General features: G+C 39.7%; 14 protein-coding genes. 10 read left to right on the top strand and 4 right to left on the bottom strand.

Features of this window, described 5'->3' with window-relative positions:
• The first annotated feature begins 75 nt into the window (after positions 1 to 75).
• Positions 76 to 2,913, top strand: coding sequence for an RNA polymerase-associated protein RapA (gene rapA, locus A7A69_RS01915; RefSeq protein WP_187349145.1), 2,838 nt, complete (start codon positions 76 to 78; stop codon positions 2,911 to 2,913).
• A gap of 79 nt (positions 2,914 to 2,992) precedes the next feature.
• Here the strand turns inward: rapA and dps are convergent, their stop codons facing one another.
• Positions 2,993 to 3,499, bottom strand: a complete 507-nt coding sequence (gene dps, locus A7A69_RS01910; protein WP_120369611.1) for a DNA starvation/stationary phase protection protein Dps — start codon at positions 3,497 to 3,499, stop codon at positions 2,993 to 2,995.
• Between the two features lie 167 nt (positions 3,500 to 3,666).
• Positions 3,667 to 4,359 carry an HTH-type transcriptional repressor FabR gene (gene fabR, locus A7A69_RS01905; protein WP_120369612.1) on the bottom strand — a complete coding sequence of 231 codons (693 nt, stop codon included), beginning with the start codon at positions 4,357 to 4,359 and terminating at the stop codon, positions 3,667 to 3,669.
• Positions 4,360 to 4,497: 138 nt separating this feature from the next.
• Here fabR and A7A69_RS01900 point away from each other — a divergent pair, with 138 nt between their 5' ends.
• Together A7A69_RS01900 and A7A69_RS01895 are read left to right on the top strand one after the other, a co-directional pair.
• Complete coding sequence (locus tag A7A69_RS01900) at positions 4,498 to 5,559, top strand: ferredoxin reductase (RefSeq protein ID WP_152876089.1); 1,062 nt, start codon at positions 4,498 to 4,500, stop codon at positions 5,557 to 5,559.
• A 13-nt stretch (positions 5,560 to 5,572) separates the two neighbouring features.
• Complete coding sequence (locus A7A69_RS01895; protein WP_152876088.1) at positions 5,573 to 6,667, top strand: fatty acid desaturase family protein; 1,095 nt, start codon at positions 5,573 to 5,575, stop codon at positions 6,665 to 6,667.
• A 62-nt stretch (positions 6,668 to 6,729) separates the two neighbouring features.
• On the opposite strand, the gene A7A69_RS01890 is transcribed toward A7A69_RS01895, so the two are convergent.
• Positions 6,730 to 7,434: an SIMPL domain-containing protein gene (locus A7A69_RS01890; RefSeq protein ID WP_152876087.1), complete on the bottom strand. Its 705-nt coding sequence runs from the start codon at positions 7,432 to 7,434 to the stop codon at positions 6,730 to 6,732.
• A 473-nt stretch (positions 7,435 to 7,907) separates the two neighbouring features.
• Between A7A69_RS01890 and A7A69_RS01885 the strand changes: the two genes are divergently transcribed.
• The 7 genes from A7A69_RS01885 (at position 7,908) to sohB (ending at position 17,060) form a co-directional block, all read left to right on the top strand.
• Positions 7,908 to 9,278, top strand: a complete 1,371-nt coding sequence (locus A7A69_RS01885) for a diaminobutyrate--2-oxoglutarate transaminase (protein WP_004988376.1) — start codon at positions 7,908 to 7,910, stop codon at positions 9,276 to 9,278.
• A gap of 4 nt (positions 9,279 to 9,282) precedes the next feature.
• Complete coding sequence (locus A7A69_RS01880) at positions 9,283 to 10,815, top strand: pyridoxal phosphate-dependent decarboxylase family protein (RefSeq protein WP_152876086.1); 1,533 nt, start codon at positions 9,283 to 9,285, stop codon at positions 10,813 to 10,815.
• A gap of 290 nt (positions 10,816 to 11,105) precedes the next feature.
• Complete coding sequence (locus A7A69_RS01875) at positions 11,106 to 12,137, top strand: substrate-binding domain-containing protein (protein ID WP_120369618.1); 1,032 nt, start codon at positions 11,106 to 11,108, stop codon at positions 12,135 to 12,137.
• A 114-nt stretch (positions 12,138 to 12,251) separates the two neighbouring features.
• Positions 12,252 to 13,631: a phosphate ABC transporter permease subunit PstC gene (pstC, locus tag A7A69_RS01870; protein ID WP_152876085.1), complete on the top strand. Its 1,380-nt coding sequence runs from the start codon at positions 12,252 to 12,254 to the stop codon at positions 13,629 to 13,631.
• Positions 13,628 to 15,025 (top strand): phosphate ABC transporter permease PstA, encoded by a 1,398-nt coding sequence (gene pstA, locus A7A69_RS01865; RefSeq protein WP_152876084.1) that lies wholly within the window; start codon positions 13,628 to 13,630, stop codon positions 15,023 to 15,025. The genes pstC and pstA overlap by 4 nt, the downstream gene beginning before the upstream one ends.
• 11 nt (positions 15,026 to 15,036) lie before the next feature.
• Entirely contained in the window at positions 15,037 to 15,951 is a 915-nt protein-coding gene (pstB, locus tag A7A69_RS01860) for a phosphate ABC transporter ATP-binding protein PstB (RefSeq protein ID WP_373867813.1), read from the top strand.
• A gap of 146 nt (positions 15,952 to 16,097) precedes the next feature.
• Positions 16,098 to 17,060, top strand: coding sequence for a protease SohB (gene sohB / locus A7A69_RS01855; protein WP_120369622.1), 963 nt, complete (start codon positions 16,098 to 16,100; stop codon positions 17,058 to 17,060).
• Positions 17,061 to 17,161: 101 nt separating this feature from the next.
• Here sohB and A7A69_RS01850 read toward each other — a convergent pair whose 3' ends face one another.
• The gene (locus A7A69_RS01850; RefSeq protein WP_152876083.1) at positions 17,162 to 18,529 is read right to left on the bottom strand and encodes a hypothetical protein; all 1,368 of its coding nucleotides are present in this window, start codon (positions 18,527 to 18,529) and stop codon (positions 17,162 to 17,164) included.
• Between the last annotated feature and the right edge of the window lie 6 nt (positions 18,530 to 18,535).

Below are 18,535 nucleotides of genomic sequence, written 5' to 3'. Positions count from 1 at the left end.
TTAAAGACTACACAAAATGACTGACATTTAATCAAATGAACAGCGTAAAATGTGTGGTGCAAATTTGAGATAAAGGTGGAAAAATTGCAGCAGTTTGCTATTGGTCAACGTTGGTTATCAGATACGGAAACTGAACTCGGCTTGGGTGTTTTAATTGATGTTGATGAACGTTCAATCAGCATTTTATTCCCAAAAAGTGATGAAACTCGTGTCTATGCACGCAACAATGCACCTTTATCGCGTATTATTTTTAATATCAATGATGAAGTGCAGGATCAAGAAGGCAGCAAGTGGCTGGTTGAATCCATCGAAGATCGTCATGGGGTGTTGCGTTACAATGTCGTACGTACCCTAGAAAGTGGTGAACAAGAGCGCAAAGCACTGAATGAAACCCGTATTGGCGCTCAAATTCAGTTATCTAAACCTGTAGATCGCTTGCTTGCGAGTCAAGTCGATTATAAGGAATGGTACGATTTACGCATAGAAGCGTTGATCATGCAGGCACAAATGCAAACCAGTCCTTTGCGTGGTTTAATTGGTGCGCGTGTTGGCTTAATTCCGCATCAGCTTTATATCGCTCATGAAGTCGGCCAACGTTTTGCACCGCGTGTGCTGCTTGCAGATGAGGTCGGTCTGGGTAAAACCATCGAAGCAGGCTTGATCATTCATCAGCAACTTAAAACGGGTCGTTCAGAACGCATTCTGATTTTAGTTCCTGATTCTTTACAGTATCAATGGATGATTGAAATGCGTCGCCGTTTCAATCTGCATTTTTCTTTATTTGATTTGACGCGGACTGCGTCGATGAAAGAACATGATCCAGACCTAAATCCATTTTCGACTGAACAATGTATTATTGCTAGCGTTGACTTGATGATTGACCATGAAGATTTGCGTGAGCAGGCGCTTGAAGCAGGTTTTGACTTGCTTGTGGTCGATGAAGCACATCATTTGATGTGGAGCGAAGAAGAAGGTGGTAATGACCGTTACGATCTGGTTGAAGAATTTGCTCAGCAAACTGCGGGTGTGCTGCTACTCACTGCAACTCCAGAACAACTTGGTGTAGAAAGTCATTTTGCCCGTTTACGTTTACTCGATCCGCAACGCTTTAGTAGTCTGGATCGTTTTTTGGACGAAGAACAACAATATCAGCAAACTGCGAAAGTTGCTGAAGTACTCATGTCAGATGAAGCATTAACCGATGAACATATTGATGCTTTAGAGGGTTTATTGGGTCATCGTATTGATGATCAACCTGAACAACGTTATCAAGCCATTCAAGAATTATTGGATCGTCATGGAACTGGTCGTATCTTGTTCCGTAATACCCGTGAAGCGATTCAGGGTTTCCCAGGGCGTGATTGTCAGCCCGCAGCTTTAGCTGCGCCAGCCGATTGGTCAATGGATGGTAAACTGCGTGAGCAAATGTGGCCCGAAGAAGGTCAGCTTGATGGTTCGTGGATGGAAACAGATCCACGTGTCGCGTGGCTCATGGAAATTTTGCGTAAAGATTTAAAACACAAAAAAGTATTACTGATTGCGCGTAGTGGGCCAGTGGTAGAAGCACTGGAAAATGCATTGCGTTTACACGCGGGTATTCGTACAGCGATGTTCCACGAAGGTATGAGTTTGTTGGAGCGTGATCAGGCTGCCGCATACTTTGCGGAAGATAGTTATGGGGCACAAATTTTATTGTGTTCTGAAATTGGTTCTGAAGGTCGCAATTTCCAGTTCGCCAGTGATTTGATTTTATTCGATCTACCCGCAAATCCCGATGTGTTAGAGCAACGTATTGGACGTCTCGATCGAATTGGTCAGGAAAATCGTATTCAGATTCATGTGCCTTATTTAATTGGAACTGCACAAGAACGTATGTTCCGTTGGTACAACGAAGCATTGAACATTTTTGGTAGCATTTCGCCAACTGCGCAAACGTTACAGGAAAACTTTATTGTCGATCTAAAAGAATGCTTACTGGCTGATCTTGGACAGCGTTTTGAAGATTTACTCGAAGAAGTGAATGTTCAGCGTCAGGCATTGGAAGCCGAATTACAAGCGGGTCGTGATCGTTTACTTGAATACAACTCTTGTCGCCCTGTAGTTGCACAACAGATTGTAGAAGCGCTTGAAGATTATGATGACAATACCACGCTACCGATGTTTATGAAGCGATTTATGTCATCGACCAATATCGACTTTGATGAACAAAGTAATGGTACGGTCATTATCAAACCAACCGATCAAATGCAGGTGCAAGGTTTAACGTTAGATGAAGAGGGCATGACTGCGACTTTTTATCGTGATCAGGCGCAAATTCGTGAAGATGCACAATACCTGACATTGGAACATCCTTTTGTTGAAAGCGTGATGGAAATGATTAATACCCAAGCTTTTGGTAGCACCAATGTCGCGGTATTAAAATCTAATGCACTTAAACAAGGTTCGGTATTATTGGAAATCTGGTTTAAGGTGGATGTCATTGCACCTAAAGCATTGAATTTACCATCAAGCTTGCCTAAGCAATTGATTCGTGTATTGCTGAGTGAAAATGGTCAGGATTTATCAGAAAAGATCGATCCATCTATTTTAAAACCATATTTACATCATTTGGATGGTAACAGTTGCCGTCAAGTAGTTAAGGCACGTCGCGAAGTCATTGAGCAACGTTATACTCAGGCACTTGATATCGCTAAAACATCTTTACCGACATTGATTGAACAAGCTAAACAGCATTATGGTCAAAAGTGGCAATATGAAATTGAACGTTTAAGTTATTTAAAACAGTTCAATCCAAGTATTCGTCCAGATGAAATTGAGCGTCTGCAAAAATTGCAAAAAGAAGGTTTAACTTTACTAGATGGTTTGTCTGTCAGCCCTGAAGCGATTCAGGTGATGGTTGTGGTTAAACCATAAATCTTTTATTTTATTAAAAAAAGGAGGAATTATATTCCTCCTTTTTGTTTGATAAGAATTTATTCACTCAAAACTGCAATTAAGCCGTTTTATCCTGATCGATATTGGCTTCAAGGAACCATAAATATTGATCCAGATCTTCTAAAGCCGCATGAATAATATCTTCCGAGATAGGATCTTCAATTTTTTCAATCGTATCACGTAGATGATTTGCCACGATCGCGTAACGATCTGCGAGTTCTTTTAAATGATCCTGCACATCATGAATTTCAACTGGATAAGCTTTTAAATGTGAAGTGTTGCTTACCGCTTGAGTAGTACCTAACGCAGTACCACCAATTTGAACAGCACGCTCAGCAACATTATCTAAATGAGTGATCAATGAAGTTCTGAAGGTATCTAACATTTCATGTACTGCAATAAAATTACTGCCGCGCATGTTCCAATGTGCTTGTTTAGTAAGAAGTGATAAATCAATCAGATTTGCCAAAATCTGATTTAAGATTTGAACTGTTGCTTCTTTCACAGATGCATCTAAATTATTTCGTGTATATACTTTTAATACTTTTGAAGTCGCTTTACTCATGATAACCCCGTATTGAGATGATATAAACCAATTAAAACTGGTCTGACTTAATGTTGTGTTTTTAAGCTATCACAATATGTAATTGAGAATTGTTTTTATTTTTCAAGTTTTGTATGAGAAGTTTTTTGTTTTTCTTTTAAATGTCTTTTATATGTAAAGTCAAAGAATTAGCGTATTTTGGATTCATCCAGATGGCGTGCGCCTTCTAAGATCATACGAATCATAATCATGGTTTGTTCAGCCACTTCTTCACGTTCTTCATTTGGCAAATCAATAACTTTTGCCCCCATATTAAAGACAAGTTGAGTAATGGCTTTGGCTACTAAATCGGGATGAAAAAGTTTGCTTCGGTTTAAGCGTTCTAAACGAATTAAATCTTCTTGCAATTCTTGTTGAAAGAAAATGAGTTGGCGTTCTACGGCTTCTTTATACGATTTGGAACCTGTAAAACCTTCACGCAGTAATAAGCTTAAATTGCCTTCATCGGTATCGAGTTGCTGAATAAATACTTCGACTGAACTGCGAATAATGCTGTTTTGTTTAGACGCTTGTAATCGAGATTCGCGAATAATTTGACGCAATACAATCCCTGAACGATCAATCAGTGCAATTGCAAGTTCATCAATGTCTTTAAAATGCCGATAAAAACTATTAGGAGCAATGCCAGCTTCGCGTGCAACTTCACGTAAACTTAAAGATGCAATACTTTTTTCTGGTCCAATCAGGTTTAAGGCTGCCTCAAATAATTCCTCTTTAGTAATCGTTGCTTTACGACCTACAGTACGGCTTGGTGTTTTCCGATTAAATTCAGACAAATCAGAATGAGAAGCAAGCGTTGAAGAAAGAGAGGAAGCAGTCATATTTTTCAATACATTGTAAGTATCAGTCATTATAACCACAGTCTAGGCAGTTGTGAAATGTAAACAAAAGTACAAGTGTATATACAAATTTATATACATGTGTATAATAATTAGAAAGCAACTTAGAGTGGCATTACTATGCAAGCAGTCCAAAAGAGCCCATCACTCTTTCGTACATTGACACAATCAGTGTTCGATCCGCATGCAGCTGATTTTTGGCTACAAAAAATTAATCCAGTGTGGTCAACATCACGCGCTTTGGCACAAATTATAGAAAAAAAACAAATTGCAAAAGACACAATCAGTTTAACTTTGCACACCAATCGTCATGTGAAATTAGGACAGGCAGGGCAGCACCACCCTGTTAAAGTAAAAATCGAGGGTCGTTTATATGAACGCAGTTATAGCTTAACTGAACGTGATGGCCATCTCGTTTTAACAGTAAAAAAAATTGCAGATGGCAAAGTCAGTACTTGGCTGCATGAACAGATTCGAGTGGGTGACATTGTTGAAATTGGACAGCCATTTGGTGATATGCAACTGAGCAATCAACAGAATATTATTTTGCTGGCTGCGGGGAGTGGTATTACCCCAATGTATAGCCTGATTGAACAACTCAAGCGCAATCAACAATTTACTCAGGCGCAGGTCAAACTTTTATATTGGGTCAAACATCGTGATGAAGCTGCTTTTGTCTCTGAATTTGAACAAATTGCATCTCAATATCCACCATTTGAGTACCAAGTTTTTAGTACGCAAGATACACAACATGATGATCGTTTAAATGTGACTCATTTGGCTGCAATCGAAAATCTGGAAAATACGACCGTCTATGCTTGTGGACCTTCAGGTTTTGTGCAAACCGCAAAAGAGTTATTTGGTCATGCTCAAGTCTTTATGAGTGAAGCATTTAGTTTGACTCAGATCAATGATGATGACACAGGTTTTATCAATGTCACTTTAAGCCGTTCTAACAAAACAGTTGCTATTCCAAAAGGGCAGTCCATTTTGGCTGGATTGGAACAGGCCAATGTAAAACCCACTTACGGTTGCCGTATGGGGGTTTGTCATAAGTGCGTCTGCCAGAAAACACAAGGCACCACCAAAGATTTGCTGAATGCCAGTGAAAATAGCGAACCGAAAAACCTCATCAAAATCTGTGTTAGTTCAGCCAAGTCTGATCTCGTGATCGACCTTTAAAGAGAGAACTCCCATGAATATGCCTGTCAAAGTTGAATATTTTAAAAATCCTAAAAATAGAGAGTTGACCCAAGCTGAGTTAGATCAATTTGCCAAAGAGCTAGATTACATCAAACAGGAAGTGTTGGATGATATTGGCGAAAAAGATGCTGCGTATATTCGCCGTGTTTATAGTGCCATTCGTTATACAAACTTCTTGGGACGAGCATGTTTATTTGCAGGTTGGTTTCCACCAGCATGGGTTTTGGGGACAGGTCTATTAGGTGTTTCCAAAATTCTGGAAAATATGGAAATGGGTCACAATGTCATGCATGGGCAATACGACTGGATGAATGATCCCAAATTCAATGGACAAACCTATGAATGGGATACAGTAGGAACTGCCGACAACTGGCGTCAAACGCATAATTTTAAACATCATACCTATACCAATATTAAAGGTATGGATGATGATATTGGTTATGGTCTATTACGATTATTCCCAGAACAACGTTGGAAACCAGGATTCTTGTTGCAACCTATTTATAGCATTCCATTTTGTTTGCTATTCCAATGGGGGGTTGCGATTCAAAATCTGGAAATTGGAAAACTGATCTATAAGCGCAGAACATGGAAACAGTTTATGGCGGATTGGAAACCTGCACAGAAAAAAATGGGCAAGTTGTTATTTAAGGACTATGTCTTTTTTCCATTGATTGCAGGGCCTGCGGCTTTGCCTGTATTTACAGGTAATCTTGTCGCAAATGGGATTCGCAATATCTGGACATTTAGTATTATTTTCTGTGGACACTTTACTAAAGACGTTGAGGTTTTCCCAAAAACAGTTTTACAAAATGAAAGTCGTGGTCATTGGTATATGCGTCAAATTCGCGGTTCCTCAAACCTGACAGGTTCAGAAGTTTTTCATATTTTGACAGGACACTTGAGTCACCAAATTGAACATCATTTATTTCCAGATGTACCTGCACGTCGTTATCGAAAAATGGCACCCAAAGTTGAGGCAGTTTGCAAAAAATATGGCATTAACTATAACAATGCTAGTTTGGTTAAGCAGTATGGGCAAGTCATTGGTCGTATTGTGAAATATGCATTTCCGTTTAAGAAATAGTGTTTAAATCATGAATAAAAAATAGAGAGTCTAATACTCTCTATTTTTTCGTAACTAGGTAATTATTTAAACTGAATCGTACCATTCGCACTGACTGTAATTTTAGATTCACCTGCTGCAACATCCTGTGCAGGGGCAGCTTCAGCCGTAGCAAATTTTGCCATACTGGCGCGCATCATAATGGGTTGTGGGAAATAATTATTGGTATTTAAATTGAGATTAACCAAATTATAACTGCCTTTATTCCAAGCTTGTGTAATCACTTGCGCACGTTGCTGGAAGTTCTTGGATGCTTCAACCATTAATTCGTTTTCAACTTTTTTACGTTGTTCATCGGAAACAGTAAAATTAATCGATTGGGTTTGGAAGTTTTGTTGTAATTCACTAATCAATTGGCTTGCAGCCTTAAAGTCTTTACTTTCTACACGGATTTCAGCGCGTCCACGCCATTCTTTAAACTTACTGCTGTCATTGTCATAAACTGGATAAGTGCTTTGCGCGCCTGTTTCAACTTTAACTTGTGGATATTTACGAGATACGGACATCGCCTCGTTCATAAGCTGATTGATCTGTGTCGCCAAAGCAGCTGGTTGCTTATTACTTTTTTCAATATAAAGTGTGGCATGCATTTCATCATTGGACACCTGACGAGATGCTTCTGCTTGAACATTTACCACATTATAGTTAAGTGACTCATTTTCTGCTGCAAAAGCCACGGGGCTGAAAGTTGCGGTGAGCAATACACTACTTAAAATAAAATGACGCATAAAATTTTCCTAAAAATAAAATAAAAACTTCTTTTTTATCTCAATCTATCTTAATGATCAGTGATGTAGAACTTAAAAATCTTTTGTGGAGAGTTTGTAATAGTTTAGATGCAATTAGAATCTATATATTGACAGGTAAAACATTTAAAATCAGATGGTTAGTAATTTTTAGCTTTAAACCAATGCAGAAATGTAGCAAAAACAAAAAACTGAATAAAAAAAGCGTATTTTCTTTCGCTTGTCACATAGTATGATTATAAATTGTTCAAGGAGTTAGGCATTTATTTTTTTTGATCTATCTGCATGAAATTATAGACCAAAAGGTCTTTATTTTTATACAAAAAAGGGTATCATCGCCCTCCTAGTGATAAGAAAGCAAATGTTGCCTAACTAGATCCTACAAGCACCGAGTCAAAGGACCGCAAGTCACCAGACTTATTTCTTTCAACCCATATCAGAGATGGTAATTCGATATGAGCGTTAATTCTGTAAATCCTGCCACCCATTCAACTAACGAATACTACTTGACTCGCCAAAGTCAGATGGAATCGAATGTTCGTAGTTATCCGCGTAAATTACCGTTAGCCATTGCAAAAGCGCAAGGCTGTTGGGTTACAGACGTTGAAGGTACACAATACCTTGACTGTCTAGCGGGGGCGGGGACACTGGCTTTAGGCCACAATCATCCTGCGGTGATTCAAAGTATTCAAGACACTTTAGCAAGCGGTCTGCCTTTACATACTTTAGATTTAACAACTCCTTTGAAAGATGCATTTACTGAAGCATTACTCTCTTACTTGCCTGGCGGTCAGGAAGAATATTGCTTACAGTTCTGTGGTCCATCTGGTGCAGATGCGACCGAGGCAGCGATTAAACTTGCCAAAACTTATACTGGGCGTAGCTCAGTGATTAGTTTCTCTGGCGGTTATCATGGTATGACGCATGGTTCTCTTGCAATGACAGGTAACCTAAGCGCTAAAAATGCTGTGAATAATTTAATGCCGGGCGTACAGTTTATGCCATATCCGCATGAATACCGTTGTCCATTAGGACTTGGCGGTGAAGCGGGTGTTGATGCCTTAACTTATTATTTTGAAAATTTAATTGAAGATGTTGAAAGCGGTGTAACTAAACCTGCTGCTGTGATTCTTGAAGCGATTCAAGGTGAAGGTGGTGTAGTGACTGCGCCAGTGAAATGGTTGCAAAAAATCCGTGAAGTGACTGAAAAGCACAATATCGTTTTAATTCTTGACGAAGTTCAAGCTGGTTTTGCACGTTCAGGCAAAATGTTTGCTTTTGAACATGCGGGTATTGAACCTGATGTTGTGGTGATGTCAAAAGCTGTGGGTGGTGGTTTACCACTTGCTGTATTAGGTATTAAACGTAAGTTTGATGCATGGCAACCTGCGGGTCATACGGGTACTTTCCGTGGGAACCAATTGGCAATGGGTACAGGTTTAGTGGTCTTAAATACCATTAAAGAACAAAACCTAGCCAAAAATGCACAAGAGCGTGGTGATTATCTGCAAGCTGAATTGAAAAAATTGGCTCAGGAATTTCCATGTATTGGTAACGTGCGTGGTCGCGGTCTGATGATTGGTGTTGAAATCGTAGATGAACGTAAACCAGTAGATCGTATTGGTTCACGTCCTGCTGATGCACAATTGGCTGCTGCAATTCAAACGGCTTGTTTCAACAATAAACTATTGCTTGAAAAAGGTGGTCGTAACGGTACAGTGATTCGTTTACTTTGCCCACTTATCATCTCTCAGGATGAATGTGTTGAAGTGCTTGCGCGTTTCAAAAAAGCAATGGGTGAAGCACTTAAAGCAGTTCGAGGCTAATCGCATGGTTGATTTTGCAGAACATCGTAAAGCGTTACTCTGCAATGATGCTGGTTCTATTGCTGACTATCAGTCAGCAATGGATGAAGCGGTGAAAGCCGTTGCTGCATGGTTGCAAAATGACAAAATGTACACGGGTGGTAGCATCAAGGAATTGCGCTCGGCGATTTCTTTTAATCCTTCAAAAGAAGGGATAGGGCTACACCAGTCTTTAAGTCGTATGGTTGAGTTATTTCTCAACAAAAGCTTAAAGGTACACCATCCATATTCTCTTGCACATTTGCATTGTCCAACGATGGTGACTAGCCAAATTGCGGAAGTGCTGATCAATGCGACTAACCAATCGATGGATTCGTGGGATCAAAGCCCTGCGGGTTCATTAATGGAAGTGCAATTGATTGACTGGTTACGTCAAAAGGTTGGTTACGGGTCTGGTCAAGCAGGCGTGTTTACCTCAGGTGGTACGCAGTCAAATTTGATGGGCGTTCTGTTGGCACGTGACTGGTGCATTTCCAAAAATTGGAAAAATGAAAACGGTCAACCGTGGTCTGTACAGCAGGATGGTATTCCTGCGGAAGCCATGAAAAATGTCAAAGTCATTTGTTCTGAAAATGCACATTTCTCTGTGCAAAAGAACATGGCGATGATGGGCATGGGCTTTCAGTCTGTTGTGACTGTTCCTGTAAACGAAAATGCACAAATGGATGTGGATGCGCTTGAAAAAACCATGGCGCATTTACAAGCTGAAGGCAAAATCGTTGCGTGCGTGGTTGCAACTGCGGGTACAACCGATGCAGGTGCGATTGATCCACTCAAGAAAATCCGTGAAATCACCAATAAATATGGTGCATGGATGCATATTGATGCTGCTTGGGGTGGTGCATTGATTTTATCTAATGCACACCGTGATATGCTAGATGGTATTGAACTCTCCGATTCGATCACTTTAGACTTCCATAAGCATTATTTCCAAAGCATTAGCTGTGGTGCTTTCTTATTGAAAGACGAAGCCAATTATCGCTTTATGCATTATGAAGCAGAATATTTGAACTCTGCTTACGATGAAGAACATGGTGTACCAAATCTGGTTTCTAAATCATTACAAACGACGCGTCGTTTTGATGCCTTAAAGCTTTGGATGACTGTGGAAGCATTGGGTGAAGAACTGTATGGTTCAATGATCGATCATGGTGTGAAATTAACCCGTGAAGTGGCTGACTATATTAAAGCAACAGATGGGCTTGAATTATTGGTTGATCCACAATTTGCTTCAGTATTGTTCCGTGTTGTGCCTCAAGATTATCCTGCTGAATTTATCGATAGTCTGAATCAAAACGTTGCAGATGAATTATTTGCGCGCGGCGATGCCAATATTGGTGTGACGAAAGTAGGGCAAGTTCAGTCTTTAAAAATGACGACACTTAGCCCAGTTGCGACACTGGATAATGTGAAAAGCTTATTGGCACTGGTGCTTGCTGAAAGTGATCGTATTAAAGATGACATCGTTGCAGGAACTTATACACCTGCAATTGATTAAGTCTTATGATCATGAAAAGGTCACTTCGGTGGCCTTTTTTATGACAAAAAAATGAAATATTACATTTTAAACCGTAAATAAAAATAAAAAACTCATATTGAAAATTGAAGTTACATCTTGAAATTAAAAGAATTTTATAAAAATCAAAGTTTAGGGGTGAATTATCATAAAAGCGTCATTAACTTGTCACCTAATTGTCACATTTTAAAATCAAAATGCTGTTATCCAAAGTACAAACACTCATTCATAAAGTGATGTACGCACATTACGCTAAATAAAGAGAGAAAAGCATGCGCTTAAATCCACGTCAACTTGCCATTGTACTTGCAGTTTCTGGGGCCGCTGTAGCGACGACTGCGAATGCAGCCCGTGACACGATTCAGATCGCTGGTTCATCAACTGTTTTACCATATGCAAGTATTGTTGCAGAAGAGTTTGGTAATACTTTCCCACAGTTTAAAACTCCAGTGGTTGGTTCTGGTGGTACATCTGGTGGTCTAAAACAGTTCTGTCAGGGTGTTGGCGATAATACGATTGATATTGCAAACGCTTCACGTAAAGTTAAAGATACAGAATTAGCTGCTTGTAAAAAAGCTGGTGTGAATCAAGTACAAGAAATCAAGATTGGTTATGACGGTATTGTATTCGCATCAAACTCAACAAAAGCAGCATATAAATTAAAACCAGCATTTGTTTTTGCTGCGCTTGCTGAGAAATTACCATCAAATGGTCAATTGGTCGCAAACCCATATACGCGTTGGAACCAGATTGATAAGTCACTTCCGAATGAGCCAATTACTTTAGTTATTCCAGCTTCTAACCACGGTACTCGTGAAGTATTCCAAGAAAAAATGGTAGAAGCAGGTTGTGAAGCTTACGATTACTTCAAAAAAATGGACAAAGAAGAACAGAAAAAAGCCTGTTCAGCTTTTCGTAAGGATGGTCGCGTAATCGAAATCGCGGGTGATTATACGGAAACTTTGGCACGTTTAAAAACCTCTCCGAGTGCAGTTGGTGTATTTGGTTTAGGTTTCTATGACCAAAACCGTGACAAGCTTCGTGTTGCAACTGTAAACAACGTAGCACCTTCTGAAAAAACGATTTTGAACGGTAGCTATCCTGTATCTCGTCCTTTATTCTTTTATGTGAAAGGCGAACACGTAAAATCAATTAAAGGCTTACCTCAATATGTAGAATTCTTCCTGAATAAAAAGACTTCAGGTAAAGGTTCTAAACTTGAGAAAGCGGGCTTGATTTCAATGTCTGATTCAGAACGCGCAAAAGTACTGGCAGACTTTAAAGCAGGTAAATCTGTTAAATAATAGATTGAAAATGAGAGCTGATGTGGGTGTGATACCTTCATCAGCTTTTTGTCTAGCAAGATGTTTAACTGGGTTTTTTCAAAGAATGAAAATTGAGAAAACGGTGGAGATTACATGAATCTGCTATTGATTGGCGTGCTATTGGCACTCATCGCCATAGCTTATCAAATTGGGTTGAGCAAAAGCCGCAGCCTAGCAGGTAAGGGAAATAACTCTGCATTATTACATTCACGACCAGGCTATTATGGTGCTTTGGTCGCGTTATGGTGTGGTATCCCTGCTTTTTTAATTTTGATTGTTTGGAATTTGGTTGAGCCAAATATTTTAAAACATGTCATTCTAGATCAGGTTCCAGCCGCAACTTTGGCAGGAATGGATCAGGCCAGTATTGAAGTATTAATGAATCGTGTAAAAGCGATTGCTTCTGGTTTTGGCGTGACGGATCAGCCAGCAGCTTATGAGCTTGCAGCGGCAGCACAGCTTGCTAAAGTCCAGATGATTGGCTCATATGCCAAACTTGCAGTTGTGCTTTGTGTCGCAATTGTGGGCTTAGTTTTAGCGAAAAAACGTGTCGCGCAAAATTTTCGTGCTCGTAATAAAGTTGAACGCATTATTAATATTAGTCTTGCACTATGCTCTGGCGTTGCGATTCTGACTACGCTTGGTATTGTCATGTCAATGTTTAGTGAAGCATTGAGATTCTTCTCTTTCGTGAGTCCACTAGACTTTTTCTTTGGAACTGAATGGAATCCTGGTTTTAGTACATCGGGTAGTGCAGAAGGAAGCTATGGTTTGCTGCCATTGCTCTGGGGCACACTGATGGTAAGTGGAATCGCTCTCCTCGTTTCAGTGCCCATTGGTTTGATGATCGCAATTTATCTGGCCGAATACGCCTCACCAATGCTTCGTTCTTGGGCGAAACCAGCCATTGAAATTCTGGCAGGGATTCCAACCATTGTTTATGGTGTATTTGCCTTGATGATTATTGGTCCATTTTTCAAAATGGCGGGTGAATTGGTTGGCATTAATATTAATGCAACCAGTGCACTGACCGCAGGTTTTGTAATGGGTATCATGATTATCCCATTTGTATCTTCACTTTCAGATGACATCATTACTCAGGTGCCACGTGCACTACGCGATGGTTCACTTGGACTTGGAGCGACCAAATCTGAAACGATTCGTCAGGTGGTGATTCCAGCAGCATTGCCCGGCATTATTGGCGCATTCTTATTGGCTGCATCGCGCGCAATTGGCGAAACCATGATTGTGGTCTTGGCTGCTGGTAATAGTCCTTTGCTTCATGTCAATCCATTAGAAGCTGTTTCTACCGTGACAGTCACGATTGTCAACCAATTAACAGGTGATACAGATTTCGCAAGTCCTCAGGCATTGGTTGCATTTGCTCTAGGTTTGACGCTGTTTGTAATTACTTTAGGTCTTAACATTGTTGCACTTTATATTGTGCGTAAATATCGCGAGCAATACGAATGAGTACATCAAATACTTCTACACCTTTGGATCAAAATGGTTTTGATCCACGAGTTGCCGCGGAATTACGCGAAAAACGTAAAAATACCATTCAAAAGTCCTTGGCAAAACGTCATCGTAAAGAAACAACGTTTCGGATATTTGGGTTTTCTGCGGTCGTCATTGGTCTGTTATTTGTCGCATTATTATTTGGTAGCATCTTGGCAAAAGGCTTACCTGCTTTTTGGCAAACCAGTATGACAGTTCCAGTTTATTTCGATCCGACGCTCATTGATGCAGGCCCTAAACCTGTTCAAGCGTCAGGGGAAACACCAGCCCATTTTCAGGAACGCTATATTGAATGGCAAACCAAAATGGGTATGGTAGATTGGGATGCATTAATCGTAAATGGTTTGATTGCCAAAGATCCATCTTTAGCTTCAAAGCGTGACGATTTAAGCAGTCTTTATACCAGTTCTGAGGCTTATCGCTTACGTGATATGGTATTTAAAGATCCATCATTGATTGGTAAGCGTGAAGATATTAAGTTTCTTGCAGATGCCAATGTCGATGTCTGGTTAACAGGTAAAATTGACCGCAGTTTGCCAGATGATCAACAACAACTTAGTCCAGAAGTGCGTCAGTTGGCAGATCAACTAGATAAAAATGGCGTACTTACACATTCATTTAATACCAATATTTTCACCAATCCAGACTCTCGTAGTTCACCCGCAACCAGTGGTTTAGCAGGTGCATTTATGGGGTCGCTGTTTATGATGATGATCGTGATTTTTATCTCGATCCCAATTGGTGTTGCCAGTGCTGTATATCTGGAAGAGTTCGCAAAACAAAACGTGATTACCGATGTGATTGAAGTCAATATTAATAATCTGGCTGCTGTCCCATCGATTGTCTTTGGTTTATTGGGTGCTGCGATCTTTATTAACTGGATGCATTTACCTTTATCTGCCCCATTAGTTGGTGGTCTGGTACTCAGTTTGATGACGCTTCCAACAGTGATTATTACGACTCGTGCTGCACTGAAAGCTGTTCCACCATCGATTCGTCAAGCTGCTCTTGGTTTAGGCGCTTCACGGGTGCAGGTGGTATTTCATCATGTGTTGCCACTGGCATTGCCGGGTATTTTAACAGGTGCGATTATTGGTGTGGCTCAGGCATTAGGTGAAACTGCACCACTACTTTTAATTGGTATGAGTGCTTTCGTCGCAAGTATTCCTACCAGTCCACTGGATCAATCAACAGCCCTACCTGTACAAATTTTCTTGTGGCAGGGCAATGAACTACGCAATTTCTTTGAAGGGCGTACCGCAGCAGCCATTATTGTGCTACTGGCAATGATGATTGGTTTAAACAGCCTCGCAATTTGGTTACGTAAAAAATTCGAAGTGCGTTGGTAATAGAGGGTGAGATGATGAATACTATTGATACAACAAACGCCTTAGAAAAGGATAAAACTGTGACTTCTGATCAAATGCAATTTACAGGTGCAGACACTGAGCAAAAACGTCAGACATCATTTGTTTCGCAGTTTGATACTCAAACGAATCCTAAAAAAGAAACAAAGCATAAAGTAAAGTTAAGTGCCAATGATGTGCATGTTTATTATGGTGATAGCGAAGCGATTAAAGGCATTGATATCAGCATTTATGAAAATGAAGTTATTGCTTTTATTGGACCATCTGGTTGTGGTAAATCGACGTTCTTACGTACCCTGAACCGTATGAATGATACGATTGATAGTTGCCGTGTGACAGGGAAGGTACTTTTAGACAATCATGACATCTATGATCCTAATCTGGATGTAGTGTTGTTGCGTGCTCAAGTTGGTATGGTATTCCAAAAACCAAACCCATTTCCAAAATCTATTTTTGACAATGTCGCTTATGGCCCTAAGTTACATGGCTTGGCACGTGATAAGTATGATTTAGAAGAGATTGTTGAAAATAGTTTGCGCAAAGCGGGTCTTTGGGAAGAAGTGAAAGACCGTTTAAATCAACCGGGTACTGGACTGTCAGGCGGTCAACAGCAGCGTTTATGTATTGCACGTACCATTGCAGTCAGCCCAGAAGTAATCTTGATGGATGAGCCCTGTTCTGCACTTGACCCAATCGCAACGGCAAAAGTAGAGGAACTGATTTCTGAGTTATCTACACAGTACACCATTGCAATTGTAACTCACTCAATGCAACAGGCAGCACGTGTATCTGACCGTACTGCATACTTCCATTTAGGTGATTTGATTGAAGTGAACTCGACTGAAAAAGTATTTACTCAACCTGATCATCAACTTACAGAAGCGTATATTACAGGTCGTTTTGGTTAAGTATTTGCAAGTTAAAGCGCCTTCGGGCGCTTTTTTATTGCATAAATAAATTATATATCGCCTTGTTTTCAAAAGTCATATTGAATTTTTAATATTTAGCCCTCATCTTTTAAGCATAAATAGGAACTTTAGAGAAAATACAGCTTATGCTATTTCATTTACCAAAATTACCTGCTGAACTTCGTGTTAGTCATTTAAATGCGAGGGTGAATGAGCAGCGCAAAAAAATTGCACAAACTACGGCATCTAAATTTGAGTTATTGCAACTGACGCAACAGTTAGCAAAGGAAGCTCGCATCCGTAAAAAAAATAACCAAAAAGTCTATGTGTTAGATTTCAAAGGTGATATTCAGGCATCTGCTGTTGAGCAACTTCGTGAAGAAATTACGTTGATTTTGGCAACTGCGAAAGCTGGAAAAGACCGTGTTGTTTTACGTCTAGAAAGTCCAGGCGGTATGGTACATGGTTATGGTCTAGCCGCTGCACAACTGGTTCGCTTACGTGATGCAGGTTTTCATGTCACGATTATTGTAGATAAAGTCGCGGCTAGCGGCGGTTATATGATGGCATGTATTGGCAGTGAAATTGTTTCAGCACCTTTTGCAATTTTAGGCTCTATTGGTGTTGTGGCTCAGGTTCCAAATTTTAATCGATTACTGAAGCAATATAATGTAGATTTTGAGCTTTACACGGCAGGGGAATATAAACGTACCGTGACCATGTTTGGTGAAAACACGCCAGAGGGAAAAGCCAAATTTGAGGAAGAATTACAACAAACACATGCGCTATTTAAGCATTTTGTAGAAAAGTATCGTCCACAGTTGAATGTTGAAAAAGTAGCAACAGGAGAGCATTGGTACGGTCAAGATGCTTTGGATTTAAATCTGGTTGATAAATTACAAACGTCTGATGAATACATTTTGGGTTTATTACCTCAACATGATGTCTATGTAATTACTACTCGCAAACGTCCTACTTTAGGCGAAAAGCTTGGACTGCAAGCAGCACAACTAGCTGATCATTTAATTCCAACCGTTATGAATAAAGTAATGGAAAGTTTGAGTAAAGCGAATAGTAATTTAGTTCAGGTACGTGATCCAAAGCTTTAATGATTCTGGTTTTGAGTCACTAGTTATTAAATTACATTTACAAAATGCAAAGAAAAACCTATCTCAATCAATGGGGATAGGTTTTTCTTATTACGATAAAATTAGCGTTTACATTCTAGATTATCGATAGCATTTTGATCTAAATATTGAATTGTCGGTAGATAATCACCCATCACAGATTTTTCATCACCCCAAGTAACCGTATTTTGAACAGCTTGGTTAAAACCAGGGTACGGCAATAAGTTTCTCATAATTAACAAACCAAAGTCTTCATGACCATAATCCTCACCCTCAGGACTCTTAAGGCCACTGCCGCGTGGCGATAATGCCAAGAACTTATAGCCACATTCTTCTGTAGCATTTTTTGGTCGATCTTCTGGTAAAGAAACAATAATTTTATATTTACCTTCAGCATCAAGATTTTTACTTAAATCGCCATCATATAAGCAATAATTGGTCGCTGTAGATGTAATTTCATTGGTACAGATCGACATATAACGAAGATCGCCAGAGCCTAAAACGGCTTCGTTATTTTGAGTTGAAGCAATTTTTGGCAATTTACCGTTTAATAGCAACACTTTGCCTATTCTTCGGCTTGTAGTGGCAAATACATATTCATTGTCAGGCGTTGCCCAGAAATTGAGTTTACGCTCAGGTGTTAAACCTTCACATTTTTCTATACCAATTTTATAAGCACATTGGGCATTGGCTGTTCCATTACGAGCTGCATACCATGTTGGAGTCAGTTGCGCAGGGAAGCCAGAGTATAGCTGTCTAGAGAATGCTTTTTGAACAATGTCACCCGAAAAAGCATTATAATTTTGGACAGGTTTATCTTTAACGTTTAAGAACTGACAAACCTCTTGACCTTTAATTTCTTTTCCTTCTTTAGTGACAACTTTAAAATGCGGAAACTCAACACCACCTTTGCTATTATAGCCTTCATTTGGTACATACACCCGATACCAGATCACCAATGAGTTATCCGTTGTAGGAGGTGCATACAAGGTGTTTTTCTCTGGTTTTGCAGGTAAATTTCCAATTTTAATTTCTGTTGAATAACCACGTTCTTTTTCTAAACGTTTATTACCTACCACAAAAGGATTGGTTACTCCCGCATTTGGTTGAATTTCAGCATCAAGTAGTGAATTTACACGTGTCCCATTTGCTTCATAACTTACCAATGACATGTGGCGAGAGTAAGGGAAGTCACCGTCTACAAATACTCGAGCACCCTCTGGAATATTAAACTGACTGGTATAATAATTTACATTGGTATCAGGATACGCAAAATTCATCGCATCTTCACCAGTATGAGATTTACTGGTTACACCATCATGCCACATACAGTCTGTTAATGGAGTTGGCGGTGTAATTTGTGTGGTGTCATTATCATCATTATCATGACAGGCTGTTAAGAAGCACATACTCGTAAGAGCGACTGCTAAGGTATTATTTAAAATTTTCATAATTTG

It is taken from the genome of Acinetobacter guerrae (assembly GCF_009372255.1).
In the GTDB taxonomy this organism is placed as follows: domain Bacteria; phylum Pseudomonadota; class Gammaproteobacteria; order Pseudomonadales; family Moraxellaceae; genus Acinetobacter; species Acinetobacter guerrae.
Note: the sequence above shows the minus strand (reverse complement) of the source record. Positions and strands in the feature narration are given on the sequence as shown.

Excerpts from the sequence above, each read along its gene's own strand:
- dps (WP_120369611.1), bottom strand. The coding sequence starts at position 3,499 with ATGAGTAAAGCGACTTCAAAAGTATTAAAAGTATATACACGAAATAAT.
- fabR (WP_120369612.1), bottom strand. The coding sequence starts at position 4,359 with ATGACTGCTTCCTCTCTTTCTTCAACGCTTGCTTCTCATTCTGATTTG.
- A7A69_RS01900 (WP_152876089.1), top strand. The coding sequence starts at position 4,498 with ATGCAAGCAGTCCAAAAGAGCCCATCACTCTTTCGTACATTGACACAA.
- A7A69_RS01895 (WP_152876088.1), top strand. The coding sequence starts at position 5,573 with ATGAATATGCCTGTCAAAGTTGAATATTTTAAAAATCCTAAAAATAGA.
- A7A69_RS01890 (WP_152876087.1), bottom strand. The coding sequence starts at position 7,434 with ATGCGTCATTTTATTTTAAGTAGTGTATTGCTCACCGCAACTTTCAGC.
- A7A69_RS01885 (WP_004988376.1), top strand. The coding sequence starts at position 7,908 with ATGAGCGTTAATTCTGTAAATCCTGCCACCCATTCAACTAACGAATAC.
- A7A69_RS01880 (WP_152876086.1), top strand. The coding sequence starts at position 9,283 with ATGGTTGATTTTGCAGAACATCGTAAAGCGTTACTCTGCAATGATGCT.
- A7A69_RS01875 (WP_120369618.1), top strand. The coding sequence starts at position 11,106 with ATGCGCTTAAATCCACGTCAACTTGCCATTGTACTTGCAGTTTCTGGG.
- pstC (WP_152876085.1), top strand. The coding sequence starts at position 12,252 with ATGAATCTGCTATTGATTGGCGTGCTATTGGCACTCATCGCCATAGCT.
- pstA (WP_152876084.1), top strand. The coding sequence starts at position 13,628 with ATGAGTACATCAAATACTTCTACACCTTTGGATCAAAATGGTTTTGAT.
- pstB (WP_373867813.1), top strand. The coding sequence starts at position 15,037 with ATGATGAATACTATTGATACAACAAACGCCTTAGAAAAGGATAAAACT.
- sohB (WP_120369622.1), top strand. The coding sequence starts at position 16,098 with ATGCTATTTCATTTACCAAAATTACCTGCTGAACTTCGTGTTAGTCAT.
- A7A69_RS01850 (WP_152876083.1), bottom strand. The coding sequence starts at position 18,529 with ATGAAAATTTTAAATAATACCTTAGCAGTCGCTCTTACGAGTATGTGC.